At 41.8% G+C, this 25,564-nt stretch carries 23 protein-coding genes; 10 read left to right on the top strand and 13 right to left on the bottom strand.

Annotated elements, in window-relative coordinates:
- Positions 1–80: 80 nt before the first annotated feature.
- The 5 genes from ACFOWS_RS12255 to ACFOWS_RS12235 all read left to right on the top strand — a co-directional run bounded on the left by ACFOWS_RS12255 (position 81) and on the right by ACFOWS_RS12235 (position 5,545).
- Positions 81–1,403: a M16 family metallopeptidase gene (locus ACFOWS_RS12255; RefSeq protein ID WP_379764933.1), complete on the top strand. Its 1,323-nt coding sequence runs from the start codon at positions 81–83 to the stop codon at positions 1,401–1,403.
- Position 1,404: 1 nt separating this feature from the next.
- Positions 1,405–3,477: a M16 family metallopeptidase gene (locus ACFOWS_RS12250; protein ID WP_379764931.1), complete on the top strand. Its 2,073-nt coding sequence runs from the start codon at positions 1,405–1,407 to the stop codon at positions 3,475–3,477.
- Between the two features lie 96 nt (positions 3,478–3,573).
- Positions 3,574–3,948, top strand: a complete 375-nt coding sequence (locus ACFOWS_RS12245) for a hypothetical protein (protein ID WP_379764929.1) — start codon at positions 3,574–3,576, stop codon at positions 3,946–3,948.
- Between the two features lie 72 nt (positions 3,949–4,020).
- Positions 4,021–5,040: a transporter gene (locus tag ACFOWS_RS12240; protein WP_379764927.1), complete on the top strand. Its 1,020-nt coding sequence runs from the start codon at positions 4,021–4,023 to the stop codon at positions 5,038–5,040.
- A gap of 70 nt (positions 5,041–5,110) precedes the next feature.
- Positions 5,111–5,545, top strand: a complete 435-nt coding sequence (locus ACFOWS_RS12235) for a hypothetical protein (RefSeq protein ID WP_379764925.1) — start codon at positions 5,111–5,113, stop codon at positions 5,543–5,545.
- Here ACFOWS_RS12235 and gldD read toward each other — a convergent pair whose 3' ends face one another.
- Genes gldD through mutY form a run of 4 tightly spaced genes read right to left on the bottom strand, consistent with a single transcriptional unit; the run spans position 5,546 to position 8,967 of the window.
- Positions 5,546–6,103 carry a gliding motility lipoprotein GldD gene (gene gldD, locus ACFOWS_RS12230; protein WP_379764923.1) on the bottom strand — a complete coding sequence of 186 codons (558 nt, stop codon included), beginning with the start codon at positions 6,101–6,103 and terminating at the stop codon, positions 5,546–5,548.
- On the bottom strand, positions 6,093–7,403 hold the full coding sequence (locus ACFOWS_RS12225; protein ID WP_379764921.1) for a gliding motility-associated protein GldE: 1,311 nt from the start codon (positions 7,401–7,403) through the stop codon (positions 6,093–6,095). Before ACFOWS_RS12225 ends, gldD begins: the two co-directional genes overlap by 11 nt.
- A gap of 23 nt (positions 7,404–7,426) precedes the next feature.
- Entirely contained in the window at positions 7,427–7,906 is a 480-nt protein-coding gene (gene ssb / locus ACFOWS_RS12220; RefSeq protein ID WP_379764919.1) for a single-stranded DNA-binding protein, read from the bottom strand.
- 23 nt (positions 7,907–7,929) lie between these two features.
- On the bottom strand, positions 7,930–8,967 hold the full coding sequence (gene mutY / locus ACFOWS_RS12215; RefSeq protein WP_379764917.1) for an A/G-specific adenine glycosylase: 1,038 nt from the start codon (positions 8,965–8,967) through the stop codon (positions 7,930–7,932).
- 123 nt (positions 8,968–9,090) lie between these two features.
- On the opposite strand from mutY, the gene ACFOWS_RS12210 reads away from it, so the two are divergent.
- From ACFOWS_RS12210 to ACFOWS_RS12200, 3 genes are all read left to right on the top strand, one after another.
- On the top strand, positions 9,091–9,381 hold the full coding sequence (locus ACFOWS_RS12210) for an HU family DNA-binding protein (protein WP_036380395.1): 291 nt from the start codon (positions 9,091–9,093) through the stop codon (positions 9,379–9,381).
- Positions 9,382–9,655: 274 nt separating this feature from the next.
- The gene (locus ACFOWS_RS12205) at positions 9,656–11,206 is read left to right on the top strand and encodes a ribonuclease E/G (RefSeq protein WP_366585450.1); all 1,551 of its coding nucleotides are present in this window, start codon (positions 9,656–9,658) and stop codon (positions 11,204–11,206) included.
- A 98-nt stretch (positions 11,207–11,304) separates the two neighbouring features.
- The gene (locus ACFOWS_RS12200) at positions 11,305–11,730 is read left to right on the top strand and encodes a regulatory protein RecX (protein ID WP_379764914.1); all 426 of its coding nucleotides are present in this window, start codon (positions 11,305–11,307) and stop codon (positions 11,728–11,730) included.
- Here the strand turns inward: ACFOWS_RS12200 and ACFOWS_RS12195 are convergent, their stop codons facing one another.
- The 4 genes from ACFOWS_RS12195 to bioA all read right to left on the bottom strand — a co-directional run bounded on the left by ACFOWS_RS12195 (position 11,731) and on the right by bioA (position 16,321).
- Positions 11,731–12,600 carry a cupin-like domain-containing protein gene (locus ACFOWS_RS12195; protein ID WP_379764912.1) on the bottom strand — a complete coding sequence of 290 codons (870 nt, stop codon included), beginning with the start codon at positions 12,598–12,600 and terminating at the stop codon, positions 11,731–11,733.
- 59 nt (positions 12,601–12,659) lie between these two features.
- A complete protein-coding gene (bioB, locus tag ACFOWS_RS12190) occupies positions 12,660–13,760 on the bottom strand; it encodes a biotin synthase BioB (RefSeq protein ID WP_379764910.1) in 1,101 nt (366 codons plus the stop codon).
- Positions 13,761–13,843: 83 nt separating this feature from the next.
- Complete coding sequence (locus ACFOWS_RS12185) at positions 13,844–15,025, bottom strand: beta-ketoacyl synthase N-terminal-like domain-containing protein (RefSeq protein WP_379764908.1); 1,182 nt, start codon at positions 15,023–15,025, stop codon at positions 13,844–13,846.
- Positions 15,026–15,034: 9 nt separating this feature from the next.
- Positions 15,035–16,321, bottom strand: a complete 1,287-nt coding sequence (gene bioA / locus ACFOWS_RS12180) for an adenosylmethionine--8-amino-7-oxononanoate transaminase (RefSeq protein WP_379764906.1) — start codon at positions 16,319–16,321, stop codon at positions 15,035–15,037.
- 62 nt (positions 16,322–16,383) lie between these two features.
- Between bioA and ACFOWS_RS12175 the strand changes: the two genes are divergently transcribed.
- Positions 16,384–17,868, top strand: coding sequence for an ArnT family glycosyltransferase (locus ACFOWS_RS12175; RefSeq protein ID WP_379764904.1), 1,485 nt, complete (start codon positions 16,384–16,386; stop codon positions 17,866–17,868).
- On the opposite strand, the gene bioD is transcribed toward ACFOWS_RS12175, so the two are convergent.
- Together bioD and ACFOWS_RS12165 are read right to left on the bottom strand one after the other, a co-directional pair.
- Entirely contained in the window at positions 17,860–18,474 is a 615-nt protein-coding gene (gene bioD, locus ACFOWS_RS12170; RefSeq protein WP_379764902.1) for a dethiobiotin synthase, read from the bottom strand. The two genes, ACFOWS_RS12175 and bioD, sit on opposite strands and share 9 nt — an antisense overlap.
- Positions 18,475–18,844: 370 nt before the next feature.
- Positions 18,845–19,993 carry an aminotransferase class I/II-fold pyridoxal phosphate-dependent enzyme gene (locus ACFOWS_RS12165; protein WP_379764900.1) on the bottom strand — a complete coding sequence of 383 codons (1,149 nt, stop codon included), beginning with the start codon at positions 19,991–19,993 and terminating at the stop codon, positions 18,845–18,847.
- 87 nt (positions 19,994–20,080) lie between these two features.
- Between ACFOWS_RS12165 and ACFOWS_RS12160 the strand changes: the two genes are divergently transcribed.
- Positions 20,081–20,611, top strand: coding sequence for a GNAT family N-acetyltransferase (locus ACFOWS_RS12160; protein ID WP_379764898.1), 531 nt, complete (start codon positions 20,081–20,083; stop codon positions 20,609–20,611).
- A gap of 48 nt (positions 20,612–20,659) precedes the next feature.
- Here ACFOWS_RS12160 and ACFOWS_RS12155 read toward each other — a convergent pair whose 3' ends face one another.
- The 3 genes from ACFOWS_RS12155 to ACFOWS_RS12145 form a co-directional block, all read right to left on the bottom strand.
- The gene (locus tag ACFOWS_RS12155; protein ID WP_379764896.1) at positions 20,660–20,938 is read right to left on the bottom strand and encodes a F0F1 ATP synthase subunit epsilon; all 279 of its coding nucleotides are present in this window, start codon (positions 20,936–20,938) and stop codon (positions 20,660–20,662) included.
- A 79-nt stretch (positions 20,939–21,017) separates the two neighbouring features.
- Positions 21,018–22,526 carry a F0F1 ATP synthase subunit beta gene (gene atpD / locus ACFOWS_RS12150; protein WP_379764894.1) on the bottom strand — a complete coding sequence of 503 codons (1,509 nt, stop codon included), beginning with the start codon at positions 22,524–22,526 and terminating at the stop codon, positions 21,018–21,020.
- 163 nt (positions 22,527–22,689) lie between these two features.
- Entirely contained in the window at positions 22,690–25,452 is a 2,763-nt protein-coding gene (locus tag ACFOWS_RS12145) for a TonB-dependent receptor (protein WP_379764892.1), read from the bottom strand.
- Positions 25,453–25,564 lie beyond the last annotated feature (112 nt).

Here is a 25,564-nt window from a genome sequence, read left to right as displayed (position 1 = left end):
TCTATATTTAGTGTAACATCAGTCAAACAATCAATACCAACCTCGTAGTTCAACGTACACCAACATTAAAATAAGGTAAGATGAAAAGACGATTACCATCAATGCTTTTCATATTTTTCATGGGCAACCTGTTATCTGCGCAGGAAGTAGCTTTTGAAGAGTATGATCTGCCCAATGGCCTACATGTAATTTTACATCAGGATAACACGGCACCTGTGGTGACCACGGCGGTGATGTACCATGTGGGTTCCAAGGACGAAGACCCACAAAAAACTGGATTCGCCCATTTTTTTGAGCATTTGCTGTTTGAAGGCACCCAAAACATTGAACGGGGCGAATGGGACAAAATAGTCTCCTCCAATGGCGGAAGAGGCAATGCCAATACCTATTTAGACCGGACCTATTACTATGAAACCTTTCCCTCCAATAATTTGGAAACGGGTCTTTGGTTGGAGTCAGAGCGTATGATGCATCCCATTATTGGTCAAGTGGGTGTGGATACGCAAAAAGAAGTGGTGCAGGAAGAGCGGCGACTTCGGGTAGACAACTCGCCCTATGGTGCCTATTTTGAGCAAATTTGTAAGAATCTCTTTATTAAACATCCCTACCGATGGGCGGTAATAGGTTCTCTGGAACATCTGGCCAGTGCCACTTTGGATGATTTTAAAAACTTCAACAAAACCTACTACGTCCCCAACAATGCGGTATTGGTCGTAGCGGGGGATTTTGAAACCGAAAAGACCAAGAAAATGATCTCCGATTATTTTAGCCCCATTCCAAAAGGTGCTGAAATTGATAGACCCAAAATAAAAGAAGAGCCAATTACCTCAACCCTATATGCCACCTATCATGACCCAAATATTCAGATTCCAGCCATCTTTCTGGCATACCGAACTCCCGGCCAGGCTGAAAGAGATGCGTATGTCATCAATATGATTTCCACGTATTTGAGTGATGGGGAAAGTTCCAAGCTCTACAAAAAGTTGGTGGACGATAAAAAAATGGCACTCCAGGTTTTTGCGTTCCCCTTGGATGGTGAGGATTACAGTGCTTATATTTTGGGTGGACTTCCCTTGGGAGAATACACCATTCAGGATCTAAAGGATGAGATTGATGCTGAAATCTTAAAACTCCAGACCGACCTTATTTCGGAAAAAGACCACCAAAAGCTCCGAAACAAGTTTGAAAACGGGTATGTGAATGCGAACAGTGGTGTGGAAGGAATTGCTAGCTCCCTCGCTGAAGACTATATGCTCTATGATGATACCAACCTCATCAACACAGAGATTGACATTTACCGCTCCATCACCCGGGAAGAAATCCGTGAGGTGGCCCTGAAGTACCTAAAAGTCAATCAGCGATTGGAACTGGAGTATTTACCTGAACAAAAAGATGCCAATTAAGATGAAAAAGTATATCCTATTTTCCGTACTGTCGCTTTTCTTGGCAGCTACTAACGCACAAATTGATCGTACCACCCCTCCAAAAAAAGGCCCCGCTCCTGAAATAAACCTAAAGGAACCCGCTCGCTTTGAACTGAGCAACGGGCTAAAGGTAATGGTAGTGGAAAACCATAAGTTACCACGGGTAAACATGTATTTGACCATAGACAACCCACCTATTTTACAGGGCGACAAAGCTGGCGTGTCCGATTTAACCTCCAGTATGCTGGGGAAAGGTTCTATTTCCATCCCCAAAGACGATTTTTATGAGGAAGTGGACTTTTTGGGAGCGTCTATAAATATTAGCAGTCAGAGCGCATCCGCAAACTGCCTCTCCAAATACTTTCCTAGAATTTTGGAACTCATGGCCGATGCAGCCCTAAATCCCAATTTTACCCAAGAGGAGTTCGAAAAAGAAAAGGAGCAACTATTAACTGGACTTAAAAGTCAAGAAAAGGATGTTTCCGCCATTGCCACCAGGGTTCAACTGGCCTTGGCCTATGGTAAGAACCATCCGTATGGGGAAATCACTTCAGAAGAAACCGTAAACAACGTAACCTTGGCAGATGTGGAACAATTCTACAGAAACTATTTTGTGCCCGCCAATGCCTATTTGGTCATTGTTGGCGATGTAGATTTTGAAACTGCTAAGGCGCTCATCACCAAAAATTTCACATCATGGTCCAAAGCGGTACCTCCATCATTCAGTTATTCAAAACCTACAGATGTACAGTACACGCAAATCAACTTTGTAGATGCACCCAATGCCGTACAGTCTGAAGTGGCCGTGGAAAACATCACAGAACTAAAAATGAAGGATTCCGACTATTTGCACGCCCTTTTGGCAAACCGGATTTTAGGTGGAGGATCACAAGGCAGGTTGCAGTTAAACCTTAGGGAAGACAAGGGGTACACGTATGGGTCCTACTCAGCCATAAGGGACAACAAGTACAGCCCTATTCGCTTTGACGCCTCTGCTCAAGTGAGAAATGCGGTTACGGATAGTGCCGTGGTTGAAATACTAAAAGAAATCGATAAAATCATCAACGAGCCCGTATCCGTAGAAGAACTTTCCAATGCTAAGGCAGAATATGCAGGAAGCTTTGTAATGGCCTTGGAAAATCCAACAACCATTGCGGCTTATGCCCTCAACATTGATACGGAGGACCTTCCCAGTAATTTTTACAAAACCTATTTGGAGCGACTTGATGCAGTTTCCATTGATGATGTGCAAAAAGCTGCCCAAAAACATCTTACCACGTCAAATGCCAGAGTAGTGGTTGTTGGGAAGGGAAGCGATATTGTGGAAAACCTTGAGAAAGTCACTTTTAAAGGCAAGGAAGTTCCCGTATTCCACTACGATAAGTTTGCCAACAAAACCGAAAAACCTGAGTATAATGCAGCAGTTCCAGAAGGCATGACCGCTAATTCGGTCCTAGAAAAGTATATTGAAGCCATCGGTGGAAAATCCAAATTAGAGGGTGTAGAATCGTATGCTATGGTGGCCGAAGCAGAAATGCAAGGCATGAAATTGGAACTTGAGATGAAGAAGACCTCACAAGACCAATTTATGCAGAACATAAAGGTAATGGGCAACTCTATGCAAAAACAAGTTTTGGATGGAGAATCAGGATACATGGTGGTTCAAGGGCAACGCAAAGACCTTTCCCCGGAAGAAATTGAGAAAATCAAGGAAGAGTCCGCTGCGTTTCCTGAATTGAACTATTTATCTGTTGGCAATGTTTCTTTGGAAGGCATTGAGCCTGTCGGTGATAAAAAGGCATACAAGCTTAAGATTACTGACAAAAAAACAGCTTTTTATGATATTGAATCCGGTTTGAAGATTCAGGAAATTTCTGTGGAAGAAATCCAAGGGCAGCAAATGGAGAATGTAATGGGTTTTACTGACTACCAAGAAGTCTCAGGAGTCAAATTCCCCTTTAAATTATCACAGAGTATGGGTCCCCAAACTTTTGAGTTTACTGTTACGGAACTCAAGGTGAATGACGGAGTAAATGCTTCGGATTTTGAGTGAGCAGACCACACAATTGTTAAAAGGCGCTCTAAAAGGGCGCTTTTTTATTGCAATATTTCTCCTTATCCATAATTTTGCAGCGCAAAATCCTCACTATTGAACCGGCTCATTGCCCATATTTTTCTAGCACTCTACTTTTTAGCCATGGCACGCCCCGTTGCACCATTGTTGGAGTACATTATTTATGAGGACTATATATCGGAATTTCTTTGTATCAATAAAGACAATACTGAATTACAATGTAATGGTAAGTGTTACTTGATGCAGCGTATTTCGGAACAAAACGAACAAAAAAAACAGAATCTTCCCAGAATTGTATTGGAAGAATATCCCATAGGATTTGTTGAGATATTCGATTTAGATTCAGAAGATATTTTCTGTGATCAACTTCCCAATGGCTTTCATTACATCAACACTTACGCATACCTCTATTGTGCTCTTAATTTTCATCCTCCCAGCTCTGTTGGTTAATTTTTGAACATACTTTTTTTAGAGCAACCCCTTACATGAAACGGTTGCCATCAACTTCAACATATAAATCGAATGAAAATATATATTTCGGCCATCCTTGTTATGGCCACAATTGCCTTGTGCGCACAAGAAATTAATGACAATACAGAAAAATGGTCTTCTGGAAGACCGGATGGACATGCTCCCATTTCGGTGATGGGTGACCACATGCATGGTAAAGGGGAATGGATGTTCTCCTACCGTTATATGTACATGAACATGGATGAACTGAAACAGGGCACGGATAATGCCTCCTATGGCAATGCATTGGAAAACTATATGGTAACCCCTACAAGTATGCCAATGAACATGCACATGTTGGGCACCATGTTTGCACCAAGCGATAAAATTACGCTAATGGCCATGATCAATTATATTACCATGGAAATGGAGCATATAAATCGCATGGGGGGGACATTCACCACCGAATCCAAGGGCTTTGGAGATGTTCAGCTTTCGGTTTTGTACAAATTCTTTAATGCAAACCTACAGTCACTTCACGCACAATTGGGCTTTTCAATCCCAACAGGGGGCATCTCGGAAAGTGATATTACTCCTGCTTCAGCACCTAATGAAACCGAATTGCCCTACCCCATGCAATTGGGTTCTGGAACATTTGACACCAATTTGGCCTTGACCTATTTGGGCCAAAGTAATTCTGTTTCTTGGGGAAGTCAAGTAAGAGGTCTGTTTCGTTTTGGAAAAAATGACCGGGAGTACCGTTTGGGAAATAGATATAGCTGGAATAACTGGTTTGCAGTGAAAACCACAGATTGGTTGAGTTTTTCAGCTCGATTGGAAGGGTTGGCCATCAGCAAAATTGAGGGTACCGATCCAGACCTGAATCCCATGATGGTGATTACAGCAGACACGACTAATTCTGGAGGGACTTTCATCAACAGTGGCCTTAGTTTTAACCTCTATGTCCCTACTGGTGCTTTAAAAAACCTTCGGTTTGGTTTTGAATGGGCCATGCCATTGTTTCAAGACGTAAATGGAATTCAACTAAGAACCAAAGAGTCTGTTACATTGGGAACACAATACTCATTTTAAATTTTAACTTCCTGCGGGGCATACAAAATGCGTCGCAGGAATATAGTATTTTTGAAAAAAGACCAACGATATGAAAACAATACTTTCAATATGTATCAGCACTATCATTCTTATAACTCTTTCTTGCAAACAAGAAAAAAAAGCCTCTGACGGCCCATCCCAAATGGAACAGGTTATGGCTGTACATGACGAGGTAATGCCTAAAATGGGGACAATCGGCAAATTGGTCGGTGAGCTGAAAACCAAGGTAGATACCACTGAAACCGGACAACAGTACGCCACTGCCATGAAAGATCTACAGGATGCACATGCTTCCATGATGGATTGGATGCAAAACTTTGGCAACCGTTTTGATCATGAAGAAATTCTCCAAGGCAAGGAGCTTTCTGAGCAAAAGCAACAATGGCTGGATGAAGAGGAAGAAAAAGTGAATGCCCTTAAATCACAAATCAATGGTAGTATTGAAAGGGCTGAGGCACTACTTGCAAAAGACTCCGTGCAATAATCACTTTTTCCACCGCAAGGTTTCCATAATCCTACGGATGTCATTTTGTAGGTACATGGCGGCTGGGAGAATGGAATCGTAATTAGGCTTGGCATAAAAATAGAGCGACCCAGTAACAAAGTGTTCAGTGCTATCGGTTACATAAAATTGGGATTGGGAAGCTGCATTTCCACTTACTTCATAAAACATTCCGTAGACACCATCCTCGGGGTTCACAAAGGGCTGATCAATGATGTTGTCCGCCTTCCGAACATGCTCATAGGAGAGTTTTTGCGCATCAATCAATAAGGTGTCCAAATTGCCCTTTACAGGTTTATAGGTAAGATAAACGGAACCCTTCATCATGGGATAATCCAGAACCAAAGAGCAATCTTGGTTCTCCTTAACGGTGGAAAGCAGGTTCTGATCAAACGTATATGGGCAGTCAATGTTGGATTCAGCATAATCTGCCTTTGGATAGTCCAATCGAAGCATGGCTTTTGGTTTGGGCTGCACATCATCTTTACAACCAACCGTAAAAATCATCAGTACAAGAATAATAAGGAGACTATGCTTCATGGGGCAAGGTTACTTTTATGCGTTTTAATCTTTTCTTGTCCAGGTTTTCCACGATGAACTGATAGTCATTGAAGAATACTTTCTCTCCTCGTTTGGGAAAACCGCCAGAAATCTCCAACACAAATCCGGCGATGGTTTCTGACTCACCTTTTTTCGACTCAAACTCTTCTTCATTTTCAATCTTTACCACCCGGTAGAAATCTTTCAGTGCCGTTTTTCCATCAAAAACGTAATTGTAGTCGTCCAATTTTGAGAAAACAAGGTCTTCATCATCAAACTCATCACTGATATCGCCCACAATTTCCTCAATAATATCTTCCAAGGTAACAATTCCCGAAGTCCCTCCATATTCATCCACTACTACGGCCAAGTGGTTTTTCTTATCCTGAAATTCCAACAAGAGATCATCCAATTTTTTGTTCTCCGGCACAAAATAGGGCTCCCGGATCAAGGACATCCAATTGAAAGTTTTACGATCTATATACGGCAATAGGTCTTTCACATAAAGTACACCAAGTACATTATCCATATTTTCGGAGAAAACAGGAATTCGGGAATACCCATTTTTTTTGATTTCTTGAAGCACCTCTGGGAATTTCATTTTCTCGTTCAGTGCAAAAATATCGATACGGGGCCGCATGACCTGTTTGGTATCAGTGTTCCCAAAGGTTACAATTCCTTCCAATATTCGCTGTTCTTCCCTTGTGGTATCTCCTTCGGAGGCCAATTCCAAAGCCTGCGATAAATGGTTGACACTGAAGCTGGATTTCTGTTTCCCTAATTTATCTTCCAAAAACAGGGTGGCGGAGCGCATGGGCGCACTTAACGGTGTGAACAGTACATTCAACCCTTTTAAGGGCAAGGCCATAAAATGGGAAAATTGCACCCGGTTTCTATTCGCGTAAATCTTTGGGAGAATCTCCCCGAACATTAAAATCAAGAAGGTAGCGACAACAACTTCAAGCAAAAAACGCCAAGTTCCATCAATCTCTGCAAAAATGGTATTTCCAATGGAACTGAACAGTAATACAATACCAATATTGATGGCATTATTGGTAATAAGAATGGTAGCAAGGAGCTTTTTGGGCTTTTCCAACAATTCAACAATAAGTTTACCTCGGGAGGTATCCCTTTCCTGCATCTCGTTTAAATCAGTTTGGGATAGGCCAAAAAGGGCAACCTCAGCAGCCGAAATCAACGCTGATCCGCATAATAGAAGCAAAAGCACAACTATTTTTAAGGTGAAGATACCACCAGTCGCTGCAAAGAAAAACACCAAACAATCGGGCTCAGGGTCCAAATTATATTGCTTTAAGCTTGTATTTAAAAGGGTAGATCGTCATCCTCTTCGGTTTCGTCAATCGGCACCTCGGGTGCATTTGGTTTGGTAGGGTTATTCTGGGTTGGATTCCCAGAAGACTGCTGTGCATTGGCCATACCTGGCTGTCCACTAGCTTGGCTTTCGTTCTTTGTGGTCAAAAAGGTAAAGTCCTGTACATGCACCTCCGTAGTGTACCTCATATTGCCATCCTCACCTTGCCATTGTCTATTTTTTAGTCTTCCTTCCACATAGACCTTATCTCCCTTGCTCAGATACTTTTCACAAATTTCCGCGGCCTTGTTCCGTACCACAATATTGTGCCAATCCGTATTGGTAACCTTCTCCCCTGTCTGCCTATTGGTATAGGTTTCATTGGTGGCCAAAGGAAATCGAGCAATGCAGTTGCCTCCTTCAAAATAGTGGATTTTCACTTCGTCTCCCAAATGCCCAATCAGCATTACTTTGTTCAATGTTCCGCTCATACGTCTTTAATTAGTCAAAAGTACTAAAATTTAAATTTTTTAATGAAATCCGCAATCAAAACTGGAACGGGATAGGCCATTATTTTCTTCCATGGTGTACCTTCTTCCAACACATCTTCTGTTTTTAGAATCCAGAACTTCGTATACAAATGTTGATGGGAGAGTTTATGTATGATGGGTTCGATGTTATATAGGGAAAGGGATTCTGTATTGGGAAAATCAGTTTTGTAGGTCAATTCCCTTTCCATCTCGTCGGTTTGAAGCTCCTTTTCTGATTCCAACAATGGAAATTGATACAGATTTTGCCATATTCCCCGACCTTTTCGTTGCTCCAACAACGTATTTTCATCCTCATCAAGAAAAACCAAATAATTAAAATGACGCTCTTTGATTTTGGTTTTGTTCAGTTTTACGGGAAGACTCTCAACCTTGTTTTCCTTAAGCGCAACACAACTATCTTGCAATGGACATAAGAGGCAGTACGGTTTTTTGGGCGCACATTGTATGGCACCGAATTCCATGATACCTTGATTGTAATCCCTTACATCCTTGGTTTCCATGACCTCTCTGGCCAACTCTTTAAAATATTTGGTTCCTTCAGAACTATTGATGGGCAGGTCCACACCAAAATATCTTGCAAGCACACGATACACATTTCCGTCAACCACAGGCTCTGGCACATCAAAACAGATGGATGCAATAGCGCTTGCCGTATAATCGCCAACACCTTTTAATGATTTTAACCCTTCATACGTATTTGGAAATTCACCATTAAAATCTTCAACAATCATTTTAGCAGTGGCATGAAGATTCCTTGCCCGCGAATAATACCCCAGTCCCTGCCAGAGCTTTAAGACTTTTTCCTCTGAGGCATCGGCCAAATCATGAACCGAGGGAAAAGCTTCCAAAAACCTATGGTAGTAAGGCATTCCCTGTACTACTCGTGTCTGTTGTAGGATGATTTCAGATAGCCAAATCTTGTAGGGATCACGGGTGGAACGCCAAGGCAGTTCCCGCTTATTTATGTGGTACCAGTCTAAAATTTTCTCAGAAAAAGACATCTAGAAAAATACTATTGCCAAAATGAATGAGTTTATATACTTAAAATTAAAGGCTTTAAACGAAAGATTAATTTTAATTTTTATATTTGCAAGCCGAAAAAATAAGAAAAATAATCAAGAGAAATGACGAAAGCAGATATTGTAACTAGAATCTCAGAAAAACTAGGAATTGAAAAAGGAGACGTACAAGCAACAGTGGAATCTTTTATGGAGGAGGTTAAGTCTTCCTTGGAAAACGGAGACAACGTTTATTTAAGAGGTTTTGGAAGCTTTATCATCAAGACAAGAGCCGAAAAAACAGGTAGGAACATTTCAAAAAACACTACCATTAAAATCCCCGCGCACAATATTCCTGCCTTTAAACCAGCAAAAGTGTTTGTTGAAGGCGTTAAGAGCAACGTACAAGTAAAATAGAAATAACTAACACAAAAGGAGAAGTACTATGCCGAGTGGTAAAAAAAGAAAAAGACATAAGGTAGCTACCCACAAGCGTAAAAAACGCAGGAGAGCTAACCGACACAAGAAAAAGTAGTTGTTAGCCAACTACTTTTTCATTTTGTATTTACACGTTCTTTGACATAGAGATTCAAGAAACGAATTTCAGTCGGTTTGAAATAGAACCGATTCTATATATTGTTTAATCATTTATCCCAAAAATTGGTATGGGATAAATACAAAATCGATTCAGGTGAATAGAGAATTAATTGTTAGATCTAGTCCTGAAGCAGTCGATTTTGCCTTACTCAAGGATGGAAAACTTATAGAATTACACAAAGAAGAGGACAACAACAACTTTTCCGTAGGGGATATCTTCCTAGCCAAGATACGTAAACCCGTTACAGGCCTAAACGCGGCATTTGTCAACGTAGGTTATGAAAAAGATGCGTTCCTGCACTATCATGACCTTGGTCCGCAACTGTCCTCCATGCTTAAATTCATTAAAAAAGTTAGAACAGGGAAGTTAAAAGACTATGCCCTTAAAGATTTTCCATTTGAAAAAGATATAGACAAGAATGGCAGCATCAACGATGTTATCAAAGCCAATCAGTCATTATTGGTACAAATTGTAAAGGAACCCATTTCCACCAAGGGGCCAAGAATCAGCTCAGAACTATCCATTGCTGGGCGATATTTGGTCATGGTGCCTTTTTCAGACCGGGTCTCGGTGTCGCAAAAGATAGCGAGCAAGGAAGAAAAGGACAGGCTCATACGACTAGTAAAGAGCATAAAACCCAAAGGATTTGGAGTCATTATCCGTACCGTAGCAGAAGGCAAAAAAGTTGCAGAACTAGACAAAGATCTTCAGAACTTGTTTTCCAAATGGATAACAATGTGCAAGAAATTGCAAAGAGCACCGCATCCCTCCAAAGTATTGATAGAGCTCAATAGAGCCTCTTCCATTTTAAGGGATGTCTTCAACGATTCCTTTACGGGAATCCATGTTGATGAGGAAACGCTCTACAACCAAATCAAGGATTATTTGCACGAAATAGCACCCGAAAAAGAATCCATTGTAAAGTTATACACCGGTTCAGCTCCCATTTTTGAAAAGTTCGGGATTGAGCGTCAAATAAAGACCTCATTCGGACGTACGGCTTCCATGAGCCGTGGGGCATATCTTGTTATTGAACATACCGAAGCTCTTCACGTTATTGATGTGAACAGTGGTAACCGTTCCAACAAGGCCAAGAACCAAGAAGATACCGCCTTAGAGGTAAACCTGCTCGCCGCAACAGAAATTGCACGGCAATTGCGTTTGCGCGACATGGGTGGAATCATCGTAATAGATTTTATAGACATGACCCGAGGTGAACACAGAAGAAAGCTGTTTGATCACCTACGGAACGAAATGAAGGACGATAGGGCAAAACACAAGATTTTGCCGCCCAGTAAGTTTGGACTTGTACAAATTACAAGACAACGGGTACGTCCGGAAATGAACATCAAGACCAGCGAGGAAAATCCCAATGGCACCGGTGCCGAAGTGGAAGCTCCAATTGTCTTGATCGATCACATCCAAGCAGATTTAGAGCGAATCCTGAAAGGGGACCACAAAAACAACGGAATTGTATTGAACATACACCCGTTCATTGCGGCCTATATTACCAAAGGATTTCCCTCAATCCGTTCCAAGTGGTTTAAGACCTATAAAAAATGGATTAAGGTACAACCTAGGGATGCCTACAAATATCTTGAGTACCGTTTTAAGGATAAAGACGGTAAAACAATACGACCATAACAAGAAGCGACTCCAGAAATGGGGTCGCTTTTTTGTTTTATGTACATTTGAATATGCTGCATACCAAAAGTTACACCCTATCTGAAGCCACAAAAAAAATGGAGCATTATTGTGCCTACCAAGAGCGTTGCCATGTTGAGGTGGTTGAAAAATTAAAGGCCATGCGCATGATTCCCGAAGCCGTTGACCAAATTGTGACCCACTTGATCCGAGAAAATTATTTGAACGAGGAACGCTTTGCCAAAAGTTTTGCCCGGGGGAAATTCAAAATTAAAAAGTGGGGTAAAAAACGAATTGTCCTTGAATTGAAACGGCGACAAATTTCAACCTTCAACATTAAATCTGCCTTGGCAGAAATACCGGAAGAAGAATACCATAGCACCTTGGATGAGCTTGCCAAAAAAAGATTGGGCCAGATTCAGGAAAACAACATCCAAAAAAGAAAGAAAAAATTGGCGGACTATTTGCTATATCGAGGCTGGGAAAGCCATTTGGTCTACGAAAAGCTTCAAGAATTGATTTAACTATTTCTGAGCCAATAGTCTTTCGGTACGAACAACTGCCTCCTCATTCTTCCAATCAATCCACTCCTGACCCTTTAGCCTTCGCATCAAATTATCAAAATGCCGCATAAAAAAGATGTTATAGACTGCCTTCCCAAAATTTTTGGGTTTTCGGGCGATGGCTCTCAGACTCATTGAAAATCCTGGGGTAACATATTTCATATGGTGCCAATACCCTTCGGGTATATAAAGCACATTTCCGTGTTCCAACTGGGCCACGTGTCCCTTGGCATGTTTTAAGGCGGGCCATTTGTCCAAATCTGGGGCATCAAAATCAATATCTTCCCTTGTAATCAAAGAATGTGGAATCTTATAAAGGAACTTTGTTTCCGATTGGGAAAACAGGATGCACTGCTTTTTTCCTTCAAAGTGAAAATGGAAAATATTGGCCAAATCAATATCGTAATGCATGAAAGTGTGCGAATTACTTCCGCCAAAAAACAACATGGGCAGGCCTTTCATCAAGGGCAGGCCAAAATCCGGGTATGAAAAATCCTTTTGGAGTTGGGGTACTTCCTTCAACACATTCCACAGAAAAATTCGGTATTTGGTGGGCTTGCTTTTTAGCAGGTCGATGTACTCCCGCATCTTCATTTTAGCATGGGGCTCATTGAATCCCTCATCGTGCTTTACTGGACGATCGTCATACAGGGGAACTTCCTTTTCACCTGCAACATCCTTCATATAGTCCAAACTCCATTTGGAATAAGCGGGCCAATCCTCAATAAAGCGTTCTATAACAACTGGCTTTTGAGGTTTGAAGTACTTTTGGATAAACTCCTTCTTGGAAAGGGTCTCCTCCCTGGGAATTTGTTCAAGGTTTAGTTTCAAGATTTCAATGAGTTTGAAACTACTAAATTAGTAAAAAGGTTTTATAAAATATTGAAACCTTATTCCTTGGAGACCAACCCTTTTTTTTGCTTGGCCGCTTCATTTCGGTCGATGGTATGTCCTGGTCTGGACCATTTGGGTTTTTCTCCCAAAGGCTGAAATTGTGACTCGACGGCTTCAACAGTCTGTGGTTGTGGCGCTTTTACAAAGGCTTTCTGCGGATTCAAGCCCAATTGTTTAAACATGGCCATATCCTCGTTTACATCCGGATTGGGAGTCGTCAATAATTTATCGCCAGCAAAAATGGAATTCGCGCCAGCAAAAAAGCACATGGCTTGGCCCTCTCTACTCATTTCTGTCCTTCCCGCGGATAAGCGAACTTGGGTTTTTGGCATCACAATTCGAGTGGTGGCCACCATGCGGATCATTTCCCAGATTTCCACAGGTTTTTGTTCCTCCATAGGTGTGCCCTCAACCGCCACCAAAGCGTTTATCGGCACCGACTCCGGTTGCGGATTTAAGGTGGAAAGTGCCACCAACATTCCCGCGCGGTCTTCCTCAGATTCACCCATTCCAATAATTCCACCACTGCAAACGGTTACGTTGGTCTTCCGAACATTCTCAATGGTCTGAAGTCGGTCTTCATAGCCACGAGTAGAAATGACCTCTTTGTAATATTCCTCTGAAGTATCCAAATTATGGTTATAGGCATATAATCCAGCTTCGGCCAAACGTTTGGCCTGATTCTCGGTAACCATCCCCAAGGTACAGCACACTTCCATATCCAGTTTATTGATGGTACGGACCATGTCCAACACCTGATCAAACTCAGGGCCATCCTTTACATTTCTCCAAGCAGCTCCCATGCAGACACGGGAACTTCCAGAAGCCTTGGCACGCAAGGCTTGGGCCTTTACTTGCTGAACGGTCATTAAATCATTGCCCTCAATATCCGTGTGGTAGCGCGCAGCTTGTGGACAATACCCACAATCTTCTGGGCATCCTCCGGTTTTTATGGAAAGTAAGGTTGAAACCTGAACCGTGTTCGGATCATGATATTGCCTGTGAACGGTAGCCGCTTCATACAGCAATTCCATCAATGGTTTGTTGTAAATTTCCAGAATTTCTTTCTTGGTCCAGTTATGTTTTGTACTACTCATAATACTCGGAATCTGATTCAAAAATAAGGCATTCTTTAGTATTAAAACCAAGAATGGACAGATTTAGAAATAGTCTTTTTGTATTACTTTGGAGATTTTAGCAGAATAGTCACGGCATTTCCGCCAAAGCCCACAGCATTTACCAGTACCGTTTCCACTTTATTTTGTTCTCCCTTATTTTGATAAAATGGTGTTGGAATGTAGTGTTGATGTTGCAACATTAAAACAGCCAATTCCAAGCTCAATAAGCCTGATGCACCAAAGGTGTGGCCCACTTTCCATTTGTTGGTGGTCAAGAAAGGTACGTTGGTGCCAAATACTTTTTTGATGGCATTGAACTCGGTCAAATCACCTTTAATGGTTCCTGGGGCGTGCATAACAATGGCATCTACCTGATTTACCCCAGCACTTTTAAGGGCCATTTTCATGGAATCTTGAAAACATTGGGCATCCGTGGAAATTGATACACTGTGCTCCAAAGGTTCTGTTGCATAACCTATACCCGCAACCAAAGCCAAAGCATCGGTTTTTATTCCTTTTTCCAAACAAGCCAATCCCGCGGCTTCACCTAAAACCATGGTATTTTGGTTCTTTTCCAAATCCATGGCTTTGCAAGGATAAAGACCTCTCGACTGCGCTCGAGGTGACACCCGGGAATAGATTTTCAAGGCCTGCATTTGTGCAATGGTAAACGGTGTCAGTGGCGCTTCGCTTCCGCCGACCAAAAATTGGTCTGTCAATCCACTTTGAATCCAAGCCACAGCATTTAACAATCCATGCAGCGCAGTGGAACAGGTAATGGAGTGTGATATTTCAGGTCCTTTTGATTTTAAGTCGTGCGCCACCCAAGACGAAATATTACCCAAGGTGGTAGTTGGTGATGTGAGGGTGGATGATTTCCCTTGTTCCAAAAACTCGTGATGGTACTTTTCAAAAAGGGACGTAGCTCCCCGAGATGATCCAATATTCACCCCAAAATTGGAGCCTGATTTCCACCCGGCTTTTTCAATCACCTTGCGGGACACGTAAATCGCAAACAAAACGGAGTCATCCAAATCCTTGTACTTAAGGTCGGATTGCCGAAGTGTTTCAATTGATTTTTTGATTTCTTCTGATAGTGAAGATGCCCAGACGTGTTGTTTTCCAACTTCAGTTTTTGTAAAATGGTGGCTTTTATCCAAATAGGAATTCCAAACTTCTTCTGTACCATCTCCCAATGAAGAGATGGATGACAATGCGGTAATGGAAATGGGTTCTTTCAACATAAATTCAATTTATACCAAATCCAAGGCCGACTTGATAGCCCCATAAATCCTTTGCATTTGCTCCTTGGTTGTGACAAAAGGCGCCAAAATATAGATGGTATGTCCCAAAGGTCTCAGGAACACCCCTTGCTCCATAAAATGATTGAAGAGTTTGTTTCGCAAGTTGCCATAACGCTCCATTTGCACCTTTAAATCCAAAGCATAAATGACCCCCAACTGACGGGTGTTGGCTACTTTGGGGTGGTTTTTTATTTCCGCATCAAATTTTTGATGCCATTTAATACTATTTTGAATTCCGGTCTGTATTTCATCCGTTTGGAGGAGTTCCAGTGCTGCCAAGGCCGCTGTGCACGCCAACGGATTGGCGGTATACGTATGCCCATGGAACAAGCCTTTGGCTATATCATCACTATAAAAGGCCATATAAACTTCTTCTGTGCAAGTAGTAAGTCCCATGGGAATCAGGCCAGCTGTCAACGCTTTCGATAGACACATGATGTCTGGCTTGGTCTGCACATAGTCTGATGCGAAATTTTTTCCTGTTTTGCCAAATCCGGTCATTACTTCATCGGCTATCAGGAGTACACCGTGTTCCTTTAAAAATGCGAGAATTTTATCCAAGCCATCTGAATCGTGTATTTTCATGGCTGCCGCACCTTGAACCAAAGGTTCATAAATAAATCCAGCAATATTGTTCTTTTCCAAGCGCCTTTCAAGAAACATCAAAATCTGATTGATATTTGTTTCTGTGGGCACAGGAATCCGCTCCACCTCAATAAAGAAATCAGCAAACGGGCCATTGTAGACCGAAAGTCCTGAAACCGACATCGCTCCAAAGGTGTCTCCGTGGAATCCTTCCTCAAAAGCCAATAAAGCATTTCGTTTTTCGCCTTTATTATGATGGTACTGCAAAGCCATTTTTATGCCAACCTCCGTGGCCGTAGAACCATTGTCTGAAAAGAAAAGTTTCTCTTGGTTTTTGGGTAGAATTTTTATGAGTTCCTCGGACAACCGAACCGCAGGTTCATGTGTAAACCCACTGAACACCACTTGGTCCAAATGTTGCATTTGATCCGAAACCTTTTTCAAAATATAGGGATTGCAATGTCCGTACATACAGGTGTACCAGGATGAAATGCCATCCACATACTCCTTTCCATCCTCATCAAAAAGTAAGGCTCCCTTAGCTTTTGCAATACCCAACATATCTGGACTCACCTTGTGCTGGGTCAACGGGTGCCAAAGGTGTTTTTTGTCCCTATCCGATAATTTTTCCAACGCTACTGTCTTACGCAAAACCCTTAATTTATCTATATTGCAAAGATGACAATTAATAGCCAAAAAACTTAATCCGGAACGTGTTTACTAAAATCAGATCTCTTACTTCTCCAAGATATGAAGGCTTTGACTGGAAGGCGGTTTTCTTGATTTTATTTTTGGCGGCCCTTTTTATTCGTTTTCCTTTTTTCTTCCGGGATTATATAGATCGGGACGAAAGTACCTTTATTATTATGGGGCAGTCTTGGGTGGATGGCCATTTGCCCTACACCCAGCTTTGGGATTTAAAACCTCCGGTTACGTTTTTCTTCTTTGCCCTCGTCATAAAATTATTCGGAAAAAGTTTCATTGCCATACGGTTGTTCGGGACTTTGCTCGTAGCATTGACTGCCTTGTTTACGTTCGGAATTGCATCCAAAATAACCTGTAAAAAAGTAGCGTTCTGGACTTCAGTATTCTGTGTCTTTTTTCAAAGTCTTTTTGGGAGTTTGCAAGGCGTAATGTCCGAACATATCTGCACCTTCTTCTTTATAGTGGGACTCTTTATTTTGTTTTGGAAGCATGATGCCAAATGGTTTTTTACTGCAGGTCTTCTTTTTGGACTTTCGGTCATGACCAAGCTGAACATGGTTTACCCTGTATTGTTTTTGGGCATTTATTTTTTATGGGAAGGATTCCATAAAAAGCAAATCGGGGCCAACCTTAAGAATTTAATTTTTATGGGGGTAGGATTTGTACTTACCATTGCATTAACGGCATTGCCCTATTATCTACAGAACAGTACCGCATTGTGGTGGGAATCTATTTTTAAAGCACCACTGGCTTATTCAACAGGGAAGTTTCATTCGCCAATCAAAACTTTGCCATTTCTAATTGTGATTTTGGGATTGCTCATCACTGGGTTTATGACCAAAATAATTGATTGGAAAAACGGGGAACTGCAAATCTTAACTTTCATTGTAGTTGGGGTTTTACTATCGTTCATGCAAGCGGGAAAAGTAAATGGACATTACTTGATTCAGCTGTATCCTTTTATTTTGATACCCATTGGAATGGGAATTTCTAAAATCCCTGTCTTAACGAAAAAGTGGAGGCCCGTGATTATAGTATTGCTCCTATTAATTCCGATGGAATCCTATCTGGAATACGCCAATATTATTTCCAACAAAGCGCAAAAGGGTTCCTTTTTTAATGGAGAGGGCATTGATGTCCCCAACTATATCACTTCCCATAATCTGGAAACTGAAAACATTTTTTTTACGGAGTACCATATTGGGTATTGGCTACTGAATGAAAGCCCTCCAACCAAAGCCGCTACGCACCCTAGCAATATTACCCGTGAAGAGCTTTTCCCTTACATGCAAAATCCAAGGAAAACGGGAATGGAAGAATTGCGGTATATTATGGAAGTGATTCGGCCCAAGACCTTGGTGGCTAGAAAAAACAAGGAAATTTTTGATAAGAAACTACTAGAGTACAATGCCTATATCGATGCCTATCTGATGGAACATTATGCTTTGGTGGGTACTGTAGGAAGGGGGCTGATTTACCAACGACTAGAATGATTCCAAAGCAAGTTTTAATTGCTCCGCATATTTTCGGATTACTTCCTTGTTGAAATTCGGCTCCTCATTGATTCTTCCCAAAAAAGTAACTCCAGATTTTTTTAAGATGATTTCCTCGGTGGTTGGGTGTTCGTCACCACTAAAAATAATTCCCACTTTTACATCCTTTTCCCTGAGCTTCTCCAAAGTCAAAAGGGTGTGGTTAATGCTTCCCAGATAATGCCGGGAGACCACAATTACTTTGTAATTGGGTTGGATAAGATCAAAAATAGTATCGGTATCATTTAAGGGCACCAACAACCCACCTGCCCCTTCAATGACCAAATGGTTATTCGTTTCTGGGGGAACAATTTTTTCCAAGTCAATGGTTATTCCGTCAATATCAGCAGCGGCGTGCGGGCTCATTGGGGTTTGCAACGCATAACTATTGGGGTGGATTACGGTTTTGGTGTTAGAAATATAGCTTTCAATTTTATGGCTATCCGAATTGCCCAAATCCCCAGCTTGGACAGGCTTCCAATAATCGGCGTGGAGCGCTTCCACCACAATGGCAGAAGCCACCGTTTTTCCTACTTCAGTTGAAATTCCAGTTACAAATAGCTTCATAATATCGGTCTTGTGATAAAATTGCATTGCATGCATCTGTATTTAGTCGATTCAAAAAATGGAAACAATTTGAAGAAAAGTCCTTTTCTAGAATAATAGGTCTCTGATTTTGTGGCTTTGCAATTAGGGCAAACAATCAGGTTGCCATGCTTGTCCCTCGCATAGTTTTTAACCTCCTCATATACGCGTAGTGCTTCATCCTTTTGAGACAGATAGACTTGGAGCCGAATCCTTGAGTAGCTTGTGGCGGTATGGTAATTAAGATTTTCTTCCCAAATAAAAGCCGGTATACCCTCAGACTCAAGCTTTGCTTTGGCGATTTGGGCGTCGGACTCCAGAAAAAATGAGTCAAGCGTGTAAAATTCCTTTTTCACTGAAATTCATTTTTTAGCGTATTCAAAACTCGTGAAATTTCCTCTTGTGTATTGAAGGCATGTAAACAAAATCGCAAGCGTTCCTTCCCTTCTTTTACCGTTGGGGAAAGAATAGGCCTAACATCAAAGCCTTCAAGCTGTAATTGGGCTGAAATTGATTTCACTTTAGAATTCCCTGAAATTATGGCACATTGGATCGCGGAGTCACTTTTGATATATATAGCTGCTATTCCCAATTCTTCCACTTGTTGTTTGAAATAGTCAATATTCTGTTGAAGTTGCTGGCATTTTTCACTTCCTACATCTTTTAGATATTGGTACGAAACCAGAAGGTTTGCAATTGTGTGGGGAGGCAAAGCGGTGGTATACATTAAGCTTCTAGCAAAATTGACCAGATAGTTTTTTAACGCTTCGCTTCCCAAAACAGCCGCTCCGTGGCACCCCAAAGCTTTTCCAAACGTAATGATTCGGGCAAAAACCTGTTCCTCCAGCCCCAATTGACATGTCAAGTCCCTTCCTTCCCCAAAAATTCCAGTGGCGTGGGCCTCGTCAACAATCAAATGGCAACCATTATCCGAACAAAAATTAGCCAAAGCTTGCAAATCTGGAGAATCACCATCCATGGAAAAAACCGACTCTGTAACAACGTAAATTTCGGATTCGCCCTCTACATTTCGACTCCGCTCAATGTGACGGCGTAAATCACCAATGTTATTATGGGCAAATTTGTAGCTCTTGGCATGTCCCATTTGTATCCCATCCCGAATGCTAGCATGCACCAGTTCATCATATAGAACAATATCTCCACGCTGTGGCACGGAAGAGAAAAATCCAACATTGGCATCATAGCCAGAATTAAATACCAACGCTGATTCCGATTTGTGGTGCTTTTTCAAAAAATTTTCCAATTCAACATATAAAGAATGGTTTCCCGAGAGCAATCTTGAGCCCGTGGCCCCACTTTTTTGAGGCTTGATTGTCAGAAAATTGGAAATTTCTTTGGACAGGTCTTGGTTTCGGGCAAAGCCCAAATAATCGTTAGAGGAAAAATCTACCAATCCCTCAACAGATGATAGGCTTCGTAAGGCATCGTTCACCAATCGTGCAGATAGTTTCTGCCGTAATTTTCTGGGCAATTTCTCCATATCGCAAATGTAGCACTTACTGTTTTTAAACCGTATCTTGGTTCTTCAGAAACCTTGCTAAAAATACCTAAGTCTCAATACTTCTGGATGATTTACTACAAACAAGCCTCCAGCGATCAAGAATTGGAACAAATTCTATCGCTACAGCAAAAAAACCTCATCAAGAGTCTATCGCACGAAGAACAGGAGAAAGAAGGTTTTGTAACCGTAGAACATTCCCTAGAAATCCTAAAAGCCATGAACGACGAATGTGGCCACATCATTGCGGTTGAAAATGGGGATGTGGTTGGTTATGCACTATGCATGCACCCCATTTTTGGCGATTCCATTGAAGTATTACGACCCATGTTCGCCGAAATCAACAAGGTGATGCCCGAAAAAAACAATTATATAGTTATGGGCCAGATTTGCGTGGCCAAGAGTCATAGGGGCAAGGGTATTTTTAGAAACCTATACCTAACCATGAAAAACCGATTGCCCGAAGGTTTCGACGCTATTATTACGGAAGTAGATGGAAAAAACAAAAGGTCGCTTACAGCACATGCTGCTGTGGGATTTAAAACCTTAAAAGTGTATAAATCCGGAGGAAAGAATTGGCACCTTATTATTTTGGAATAAAAAAAGCCGCTCAAATTGAGCGGCTTTTTTAGTATGAATTCATTTATTTTAGTCGGCCAAGACAATCACTTTATTGTCTTTCATCTCCACGGTACCGCTCGTAATGGAAAGTATGGTTTCTCCATCGTTTCCTTTGGAAAATTTGCTTTGAAAAGCTTCCTCAATTGCAAGATTACCTTTCACTTTTACTTTGCCTTCTTGAAGCAAAGAAACTATGGGTGCGTGGTTTTCCAACATTTGAAACTCCCCGTTTACGCCAGGCACGGTAACCGAGGTTACTTCTCCTGCGAACAGAGTGGCTTCCGGTGATACTATTTCTAAATACATATTTTCTCTAGTCATTCCCGTGAAAACGGGAATCTTTTGTAATTAATGATGCTTCGACTTCGCTCAGCACTCGCTTCGGCTATGCCTCAGCGAGCATTTTCTCTCCAGCTTCAATGGCCTCTTCTATGGTTCCTTTAAGGTTAAAGGCAGATTCTGGCAAGTGATCTAATTCACCGTCCATAATCATGTTGAATCCTTTGATGGTGTCCTTAATATCTACCAGAACTCCTGGGATACCGGTAAACTGCTCAGCAACGTGGAAGGGTTGGGATAAGAAACGTTGTACACGTCTTGCTCTACCTACCGCCAATTTATCTTCTTCTGAAAGTTCTTCCATACCCAAGATGGCGATGATATCTTGAAGCTCCTTATAACGTTGCAACAACTCTTTTACGCGTTGTGCACATGCGTAATGTTCTTTACCCAAAATTTCGGGAGTCAAAATCCTAGAAGTAGAATCCAAAGGATCCACCGCAGGATAAATACCCAACTCAGCAATTTTACGTGAAAGTACAGTAGTGGCATCCAAGTGGGCAAATGTTGTCGCTGGTGCAGGATCCGTTAAGTCATCCGCAGGAACGTAAACCGCCTGTACAGATGTAATGGAACCTCTTTTGGTTGATGTAATTCGTTCCTGCATGGCCCCCATCTCGGTTGCCAAAGTTGGTTGGTAACCTACCGCAGAAGGCATACGACCCAAAAGCGCGGATACCTCAGAACCTGCTTGTGTAAATCGGAAGATGTTGTCTACAAAGAAAAGTACGTCTTTTCCTTGTCCGTCACCTGCTCCATCACGGAAATATTCGGCAATGGTCAATCCAGACAATGCCACTCGGGCACGAGCACCGGGAGGTTCATTCATCTGACCGAACACGAAAGTAGCCTTTGATTCCCTCATCGCTTTTTTGTCCACTTTGGACAAATCCCAACCGCCTTCTTCCATAGAATGCAAGAAATCGTCTCCATATTTAATAATACCAGACTCCAACATCTCACGAAGCAAATCGTTTCCTTCACGGGTACGTTCACCTACACCGGCAAATACTGACAGTCCACCGTGTCCTTTAGCGATGTTGTTAATCAATTCCTGAATCAATACGGTCTTTCCTACACCAGCACCACCGAACAATCCAATTTTACCACCTTTTGCGTAAGGCTCTATAAGGTCGATTACTTTAATCCCTGTAAAAAGCACTTCTGTTGAAGTGGAAAGATCTTCAAATTTTGGCGCTTCCCTGTGGATAGGAAGTCCATTGTCTCCAGCTTTAGGAAGGTTTTCCATACCATCAATGGCATCACCGATTACATTGAAAAGTCGTCCATACACCTCTTCTCCAATAGGCATTTGAATTGGATTTCCGGTAGCAACTACGTCTACACCCCTGCTCAATCCGTCAGTAGAATCCATGGAAATGGTTCGTACCGTATTTTCTCCAACGTGGGATTGTACTTCCAATACCAATTTGGAGCCATCGGCTTTTGCAATTTCAAGGGAATCGTAAATTCTTGGAATTTCTACTCCTGATTCAAACTCAACATCAATGACCGGGCCAATAATCTGGGCAACCTTACCTGTAACTTTAGACATTACTGTGTTTATTTTTAATTGAATACACGAAAAAAACTGGTTTTTTTCCGGCTGCAAAGATATGCTTTTTCCTTTTTTAATAAGAAACTAAATTCCTCTTTTTTTACCAAGAAAAAAGGCACTGGGAAAATCAGTGCCTTTGTTACTTTGTTGTTTAGTTTTATTATGGATTGATAGTCCAAGATACATAGTAAATAGATCCTATATTTCCTGTACCTATTGCCGTGAAGTATTCGTCTCCCAAAATATTGGAGCCACCAACCTTAAATATGGATTTAAGGCTAGGCACAGCATAGTTTATCTGTGCATCCAACACCGTAAAGGCCGGAATTTGACCATCTGCAAAGGAAGCTTCCCAGAAATAGGTATCGCTCCATCTATAGTTTATATTAAAGCCGAAGTTCTCAAAAAGCGCCGTATTCCCAAATGACGCCTTGACCTTATGTTTTGGAGTGTTGAAGTTGGTTCTGAACCCAGACAATCTACCTTCATCGATATCCAGTTCGGCATAGGTATAATTGACCCCTAAATCAAAGTTGCCCAATTTGGTGTCCACACCTACCGTTGCCCCGTAGGAGTTGATGTCCTCATCTGAATTGGTGTAGGTTTGATATACTTGAAAGTCTCCATTCTGAATGGCCAATAAAGACAATCCTCCATCCCCAGCTTCACCATAAAATGGCACAGCGGTAGTGGTATTGGCCAAGAAATTCTTGTAACTGTTATAATACCCACTCAAATCAATGGTAAACCTACCTAACTGTGCACGATACCCAGCCTCATAAGCTGTAATTTCTTCAGGTTGCACCAAAGGCGTGTTAACAGCTTCAGGTGCACCAGCTTGAAGTGAAGCGGTAGAATATGCATTTTCATAGGCCTCACGACCCACAATCTCTACGGTGGCTGGCTGACCCAAATTATCCTGCGCTGCTTGACTTACATTAAACGTTCGGACATCACGATCCAAATTCGCAGGGGCAGAACCCACCAAAATAGCTCGACCGGCATTCAAACCAATGAACAAGTCTTGTGTGGTTGGGTTTCTAAAACCTTGTTGCACTGATACCCGGATGTTATGGTTTCTTTTTTCACCCAAGGTATAAGCCAAGGAGAGTCTTGGAGAAACAAATCCATCAAAGAATTCGTTTTTATCATAACGAGCAGAACCTGTAAACTTCAATCGTTCATCCAAAAATTTCTTTTGAACTTGTAGATAGGCACCATATTCGTTATAGGTAATTGGGCCGTCAATATCGGTAAAGATGGTTCCGTTGGAATTTAATTCGTATTCCCTAAACGATCCACCGATTTGTATATCTGCCCAATTATCAATCAAGTGGGCCAGATTATAGTTACCGTTAACATGACGAAATTTGGTCCTGTCGATAAACTTTGCTCCCGTGGTCAGGTCTCCATCGTTCGTTACCCTATTGAATGCACTTTGGAATTCTGGTGTTCCAGGCACCAACCTTCCAGTGTCTGCGGCTTGTCTTCCTGCAATGTGCGCTTGGGTGGAAGCTTGTTCAGGGGTTAACCCTCCTTGTTGAATCCCTCCAAGGTAGGTAGGGATATAGGTGCTTGCATAATCTGTGAACCATTGTGTGTCCGACTTCCATGCCCTATTTATATTGATGGCCGCAAAACGCGTATCATAGGCATCTCCTGAATTTTCGGAAACAATGTATCCTCTAAGGAAGAAATTATTGTTTTTGATTTCAACTTTGTGCTGTTGCATGGTAAATCCTGCAACGGCATAGCGGTTGGCACCCTGATATATGGTGGTACCTCTACCGATTCTACTGTTAAAAATGACCTCCAAGTCATTACCAAAGGGTCTGTAGTGCAATGCAAAATCGGATTTGACACTTTCCGCATTGTAATTGGCCAAGTCGGCCTCATCATACCCCGTTCTGGAAACAACTGCCGACCCAACAGTTCCGGTAGGCAACCCGGCCGCAGCGTCAAAATTCAGGGTTGTTGAAACTTCATCTCCATAGACGTTTAATCCGTCGTACGCCGGATTGGAACGGTCGGCACCTGGGTTGTTTAAATCCATAGTTCTGTTGGCATGCCAATCCTCACCGGTTAGTACAGATAAATTCGCTTTTACGGCCAATTTATCATTGAAAGCGTGTGCGGCACGTATGCCAAAATCCTTATAAAAATGGCTTCCTGCAGCTTCTTGAACGGTATATCCGCCTTTGGCATAGGCACTTATCCCTTGAAAGTCGAACGGGTTTTTACTCGACATGAACAAGATTCCGTTGAAGGCCCCCGCTCCATACAGTGCAGAGGAAGCTCCTGGCAGTATTTCCACGCTTTGTACATCCAATTCGGACATACCCACCAAGTTACCGAGTACAAAGTTTAGACCCGGCGCGGTGTTGTCCATTCCATCTACCAATTGCAAGAAACGGTTATTGGCGAATGTGGCAAAACCTCTTGTGTTAATGGATTGAAAGGTTAAACTGTTGGTGTTGATATCTACACCCTTTAAATTTTGAAGACCGCCGTAAAATGATTCGGCGGTAGTGTTCTTTATTTCCCTGAGTCCAAATCTTTCCACGGAAACGGGGGACTCAAAAATACGTTCCGGGGTTCTTGAAGCAGAAATCACAATCTCATCCAGCAAGGTATTGGCCTCTGATAAGGTTATGGTAAGTGTCTGGTTGTTAGAAGTGACATTGGCCACAAAATCTGAAAATCCAATACTGGTAAATCGAAGTTGAAATGGGGGCTGTTCCGAAGTATTGAAGGTGAAATTTCCATCAAAGTCAGTAGTGGTTCCTTCTGCTTTTCCCACTAAGACCACATTGGCACCAGGTATGGGCTCATTGTTATCATCAACTACCTTACCCTGGATGGTTGTTTGCGCATAGGACACAACTCCAAACATCATCAGGGCAATGAATAAAAGTCTTCTCATCAGCTTTGAATTAGAGTTAAATAAGTTTTAAGTATCTGTTAAGCATTGGAGGTGGAAGATACATTTTTTTTTATTTGATTTCCACAAATATGAAAAAAATTATGCATGCATA

Source organism: Flagellimonas marina (assembly GCF_042651185.1).
In the GTDB taxonomy this organism is placed as follows: domain Bacteria; phylum Bacteroidota; class Bacteroidia; order Flavobacteriales; family Flavobacteriaceae; genus Flagellimonas; species Flagellimonas marina.
Note: the sequence above shows the minus strand (reverse complement) of the source record. Positions and strands in the feature narration are given on the sequence as shown.